This is a genomic window from Myxococcus vastator (assembly GCF_010894475.1).
Taxonomy (GTDB): domain Bacteria; phylum Myxococcota; class Myxococcia; order Myxococcales; family Myxococcaceae; genus Myxococcus; species Myxococcus vastator.
In genome coordinates, this window is the sequence record NZ_JAAIYB010000525.1 from 1 (window position 1) to 5,451 (window position 5,451).

A 5,451-nucleotide genomic window follows, 5' to 3' on the forward strand; every position below is an offset into this window, starting at 1 on the left:
GTCCATGACGTGGCGGAGGCCCACGCGGCCCGGGGCGCGGACCTCGCCCTGGTGAGCCCGGTGTTCGCTCCCGGCTCCAAGCCAGGGGACACGCGGCCTTCCCTCGGGCCGGAGGGGTACAGCGCCCTGGCCGCGGCGTTGCCCTGCCCCGCGCTGGCCCTGGGCGGAATCACCCCTGCGCGCGCGGTGACGCTGCCGGACGCGGCGGGCTTCGCGGTCATCTCGTCCGTCCTGGAGGCCGACGACCCCACGGCGGCGGCGCGGAGCCTGCTGGCCGCGTGCGCCGGGCGGGCTATGCTGCGCGCCCCGTGAGCTCCACTCCCGCTGCCGCAGCGCTGCGCCCCCTCGCCATGGGGGAGATGATTGACCGTGCCGCCACCTTCTGGCGCTCCCACCTGAAGCCCCTCTTCGTGCTGAGCTTCGGCTTCACGCTGGTGAACTACATCGTGACCAAGGCGACGCTGGTGATGGGCCAGCGGGTAGCGCCGCTGTTCTACATGGGAGACGCGCAGTCGCGCGCCCAGCTGGACCCGGCGGTCATGCTGCCGCAAGCGAGCATCACCATCGCGCTGTGGACGGGGCTGTTCCTGTTCCTCGTCTGGACGTACTGGCTGGCCACCGTGGCCGCGTCCCGCTACGTCCTCGCCTCCCAACTGGGAGAGCCGGTCCGCCCCGCGGAGGCCCTGCGCCGGAGCTTCTCGCGGCTGGGCACACTGACCGGGGTGTACCTGCTGTCGCTCGGCTGGTCCACGCTGGTGACGGTGGCGCTCATGCTGCCCGGGCTCATCCTCGCGGTCATCGGAATCGGCGTCGGAGTGACCTCGGGCTCCAACACCCTCGCCGTTGTGCTGGGCGTGGTCGGTGCGCTGCTCGCGAGCCTGGGCCTGCTGGCCGCGGCGCTCTGGTACATGCTGCGCTTCCTGCTGGTGCCCCCGGTGCTGGCCATGGAGGACCTGGGCGCCTGGGAGACCTTCCGGCGCTCCGGTCAGCTCCTGTCGGGCCGCGTGGCGCCGGGCTTCATGGGCCGGGTGATGGTGCGGGCGATGATTCTCTTCACCGTGGTGAGCCTCATCCTCATCTCCGTCCAGCTCGTCTCCGGGTTGCCCTCGTGGCTGGCGATGATGCCCTACGGCAGTCCCTTCGACCCGGGGACCATGGCCCGCACGCCGCAGCTGCTGCTGGTGCCCGTGGAGCTGCTGCAGACGGTGGCGCAGTCCTTCTTCACGCCCATCAACTTCGTCTTCTGCGCGCTCTTCTACCTGGACATGCGCGTGCGCCGCGAAGCCCTGGACCTGGAGCACCAGCTCAACACGATGACGCCCGCCGCCTGACGGCGCCCCCTGGACTCCGCCGTGCCGAGCCTGCCCCTCCTCCTGCTGCTGGCCTCTCTGCCCTGCGCCGAGCGCGAGGGCCTCACCCTGGACCTGCGCGAGACGGCCGAACACCGCCCGGCCGGGTTCGCCGATGAAGTGAACACGCTGTCAGCACGCCTGGGCGGAATCCCGCTGCCTCCCGCCCAGGATGGGGACACCCCTCCCGAGCGCGCGGCGCAGCTCGCCCGCTTCCTGAAAGAGGCCTGTGACGTCCAGGCGCTGGCGAACAGCCCCAACGCCGTCCCACCCCCGCCGACAGAACCCGAGCGGCTGGAGGCCATCCTCGACCGGCCCGAGTTCGCCCGCGCGCGCCAGCGGCACGGCGATGCCTTGAAGCGCCTCATGCGGGAGGTGACAGCGTGGCTGGAGGGCCTCTTCGAGTCGAGAGAGGCCCAGGGCTTCGCGGTGGCCACGCGCGCGGTAATGCTGGGGCTGGCGCTCGCGCTCATCCTTTGGGGTGTGCTCCGGCTCCGCGCGAGGCGGGGACGCGAGGCGGCGCGGGTCTCCGGCTCCTCCGCGACGAACGCGGAGCCGTTGGCTTTGGACTCTCCGGCGGAGCACCTGCGCAGGGCCCGAGCGGCGCTCTCCACCGATGCACGCGAGGCCATCCGGGAAGGCCTGTTGAGCCTGCTGTCCTCACTGGAACAGCAACGGCTGGCCCGGCCAGACCGCGTGCGGACAAACCGTGAGCTGGCGGCGGAGCTGCCGGGCCGCGGCGCGCCCGCGACGCTGGTGCGCGAGGTGGAGCGGCTCATGGGCTGGTACGACCGGACCTTCTATTCGCTCGCGCCGGTGGCGACGGAAGAGGCGGCCCGCTTCGTCACCGAGGTCGAGTCGCTGAACGGAACCCTGGCCACGGAGGGCGCGCGGTGACGAACACCCGGGCCGTCGTCTTCTTCGGAGTGCTCATCGCGCTGGCCCTGGCGGTGGGCCTGTCCACGCGCACGGACGCACCCGACTCGCCGGTGCCCACCGTGGAGAACACGGCGCCGCAGGGGGCTCGCGCGCTCTATCTGTACCTCCGCGAGGGGGGCCGGGCCGTGGACACGCAGCTTTCGCCGCTCGAAGCCCTTCCCCCTGGCACGCGAACCCTGGTGCTGGCGGCGCCCGAGGGCCGGTCCGTGTCGACGGAAGAAGTCACCGAGCTGGAGCGCTTCGTCACGGAGGGCGGGACGCTCGTGTACCTGTCGCCCCGCGAGCTGGGGCAACACCAGGCCGCGCTCGAGGCGTGGCTGCAGCTGGAGTCCGGGCTGATGCTGCCCGCGAGCAGCCGCGGCCTGGACTCGACGTTGTCCGACGTGGGGGGGACCACCGTGGATGTGTGGCTGCCCGTGGGCCCCCTGCACGGACTCTCCCGGCTTCGCGTCTCCCAAGACCGGGGTCTGCGCATGGACCACGATGACGCCGTGCCCGTCGCCGGCCTGGGCGGCGCGGTGGCGGTGTGGCGCAGGGCGGTGGGCAAGGGCGAGGTGTACGTGCTGGCCGGCTCGGACCTGCTGGAGAACCGGCGCCTGGAGCTGCTGGACAACCTGCGCTTCTGGGAAGCGCTGGCCGCGCGCGGGCCCCTGCTGTTCGACGAGTACCACCACCAGCTCGCGCCGCCGCCCCCCTTCTCCCGCGGCATCTGGGTCTTCGCGGCGCAGGTGCTGGCGGTGGGCCTGCTCTACGCCGTGTCGCGAGGCACACGCTTCGGCGCCCCGCGCCCGCTGCGCGTGGAGCGGCACCGGTCCGCGCTGGAGTACGTGCGCAGCATGGGCTGGCTCATGCGCCGCGCGAAGGTGGAGAAGGAGCTGCTGCCGGAGCTGGACCAGGCCCTGCGCCAGCAACTGCAGGAGCGCCTGGGCATCCCCCTGAGCCTGTCGGACGCGGACGCCGCGCGCCTGATGGAACAGGACGGAGGCGTCCAGGCCACCGAGTACCTGGAGGCGAAGGCCGACCTCACGCGGACCCACGCGCAGCCCACCGTGGCACCGGCGGACTACGCGCGGGTGGCCCGCCGCTACGCCCACCTGGAGCGGGCGCTGGGGGGCCGCGAAGGCCGCGCCTAGGCGGGCGGAACGTCAGAGCGCCTTGCCGTCCGCCATGAGCGCCGCGCCAACATGGTGGCGAATCTCATCCACGCGCGCGTCCCAGCTCTCGTTGAAGATGCGCTCGGCGCGCTCGCGGTTCGGACCGGGCTTGTCCGCCAGGCACTCGTCCACCTTGCGCACGAAGTCCTCGGTGTCCTTCGCAATCTTGCAGAGCCCCACCTTGCGCACCTCCGGCAGGTCCGTGGACACCACGGGCAGGCCAGACGCCAGGTACTCACGCACCTTGAGCGGGTTGGCGTTGAGCGTCAGCTCGCTGACCTTGAACGGCATCAGCGCCACGTCGAACGCCTTGCTGTAGCCGGGCAGGTCCGCGTACGGCTTGCGGCCCAGCATGTGGATGTTCGGCTCGGCGCGCAGCGCGGAGTCGTCACAGTCCGGCGTCGTCTTGCCGATGATGACCACCGAGCCCTCCGGGTGGGCACGGGCCGTGGCGATGAGGGCCTCCTGGTCCACCCAGTCCGCCACCAGCCCGAAGAAGCCGATGATGGGCTTGGGCAGGCGGGCGATGTCCGCGGGAATCGTCGTGGCCGGCTCACACGCCTTCACGAAGTGGGTGAAGTCAGTGCCATGCCGCACCAGCACCGTGCGCGGATTGACGCGGGCCTTGTTCTCACGCAGCCGCTCCGCGGAGGTGATGCAGAGGTCGGCGCGCTTGAGCAGCCGCTCCTCCAGCTCCGCGATGTGGCGGCCGTTGGTGTCGCTGAAGGCGGAGAACTCGTCCACGCAGTGGTAGATGACGAACTCCTCGCCCAGCGTGCCGGACACCGGCGCGGACGCGGGCAGGAAGCTCCAGGAGATGGGCTTCTGGAAGCCCAGCTGCTTCATCGCCCGCAGCACCTGGAGCCGCAGCAACCGCCGGTTGGCGCCACGCACCAGCTCCGAGCCATAGAAGGGAATGGCCAGCGGCGACAGGACGTGGATGTTGGGCTCCACCTCGCGGACGCCTTCGGTGAAGCGGCCCAGCTTGTCGAAGATGCGCTTCACGTCATGCGCGTTGGCCTTCGGCGCGCGGTTGCCGATGCTGTTCACCCAGAGGACGCGGTTCTCCCGGGAGAGAATCCGCATGATGTGGACCTTCGACAGCGGATCCCCATCCCAGTCGTTGGAGAACACCACCAGGTCACGTCCGCGCAATGCCCTGCGCGCGAGGTCCAGCTCATCACTGCGCCGCATGTCTCGTCTCCCCCAGGCCTGAACCTTGTTCGTGTGACGACTTCAAAGCGTTGTTGGAGGACAGCGCCCCGTACAACGAGAGCAGCTCCGGCCCCGCATCCACCTGAGGCACATGCATGGGCCCTGCCGCCACGGCCTCGCGAATCACCCGCGCCAGCTCCCCGGCATTGCCCGCGGCGAACACGCGGGTGGGCTCGGGCCGGACACAGACATCACTGGCCACGCAGGGCACGCCCAGCGTCAGCGCCTCCCTCACGGAGATGGAGTCTCCGTCATGCGTGGTGGGCCGCACGAAGGCGTCGCTGCGCGCGATGAGCCCCAGCGCGGCGGCGTGCTCGAGTTCCCCCAGCACCTCCAGATGGCCCGCCACGCGCGCCTCACGGACGTCGCGGATGAACGCCTCGGACTCCAGGCCCGGACCGAAGAGCGCCAGCCCCACGTCCGGCCACGTCCGCGCCAGCTCGCGCAAGGCCCGGAACATCAGCGTGCGTCCGTAGACGGGCGATGGATGGTGCGCCATGGACAGCAGCACCCGCCGCCGGGAGCGCGCGGCCTCCACCGCGGAGGGAACGGGCCCCGGCCGCACCTGCGAGGCGCAGAAGGCCGGGAGCACGTCAATCTTCTCCTCGGGCACGCCGCAGCCCACCAGCGCGGACCTCACCGCTTCGGACACGGCGACCACCCGCGCGTAGCCCGCCAGCGCCACGCGCGCGAGGTTCCGCCGCGTGCTGGACGCGGCGAGGTAGTCCGGCAGCAGTCCGGAGTGGAGGGTGATGACCCGGGGAGACCTCGGCCCGGGCAGGCCCCCCACCATC

General features: G+C 71.5%; 6 protein-coding genes. 4 read left to right on the plus strand and 2 right to left on the minus strand.

Annotation, left to right across the window (positions count from 1 at the left end):
- The 4 genes from G4D87_RS33010 to G4D87_RS33025 all read left to right on the plus strand — a co-directional run.
- Positions 1-312 (plus strand): thiamine phosphate synthase (locus tag G4D87_RS33010; RefSeq protein WP_163786661.1); only part of this gene is annotated, 312 nt, incomplete at its 5' end.
- 47 nt (positions 313-359) lie between these two features.
- Complete coding sequence (locus G4D87_RS33015; RefSeq protein WP_240358810.1) at positions 360-1,331, plus strand: hypothetical protein; 972 nt, start codon at positions 360-362, stop codon at positions 1,329-1,331.
- 21 nt (positions 1,332-1,352) lie between these two features.
- The gene (locus G4D87_RS33020) at positions 1,353-2,246 is read left to right on the plus strand and encodes a DUF4129 domain-containing protein (protein ID WP_163786663.1); all 894 of its coding nucleotides are present in this window, start codon (positions 1,353-1,355) and stop codon (positions 2,244-2,246) included.
- Positions 2,243-3,421 (plus strand): DUF4350 domain-containing protein, encoded by a 1,179-nt coding sequence (locus G4D87_RS33025; protein WP_163786664.1) that lies wholly within the window; start codon positions 2,243-2,245, stop codon positions 3,419-3,421. Before G4D87_RS33020 ends, G4D87_RS33025 begins: the two co-directional genes overlap by 4 nt.
- Before the next feature lie 12 nt (positions 3,422-3,433).
- On the opposite strand, the gene exoP is transcribed toward G4D87_RS33025, so the two are convergent.
- Both exoP and exoO read right to left on the minus strand, forming a co-directional pair.
- Positions 3,434-4,636: a spore coat polysaccharide biosynthesis glycosyltransferase ExoP gene (gene exoP / locus G4D87_RS33030; protein WP_163786665.1), complete on the minus strand. Its 1,203-nt coding sequence runs from the start codon at positions 4,634-4,636 to the stop codon at positions 3,434-3,436.
- Positions 4,623-5,451: spore coat polysaccharide biosynthesis glycosyltransferase ExoO (exoO, locus tag G4D87_RS33035; RefSeq protein ID WP_163786666.1), on the minus strand; the 829-nt coding region annotated here is incomplete at its 5' end. The genes exoO and exoP, both read right to left, overlap by 14 nt.

Bases quoted from the DNA above. Each gene is read 5' to 3' on its own strand.
- G4D87_RS33015 (WP_240358810.1), top strand. From the start codon at position 360: ATGATTGACCGTGCCGCCACCTTCTGGCGCTCCCACCTGAAGCCCCTC.
- exoP (WP_163786665.1), bottom strand. From the start codon at position 4,636: ATGCGGCGCAGTGATGAGCTGGACCTCGCGCGCAGGGCATTGCGCGGA.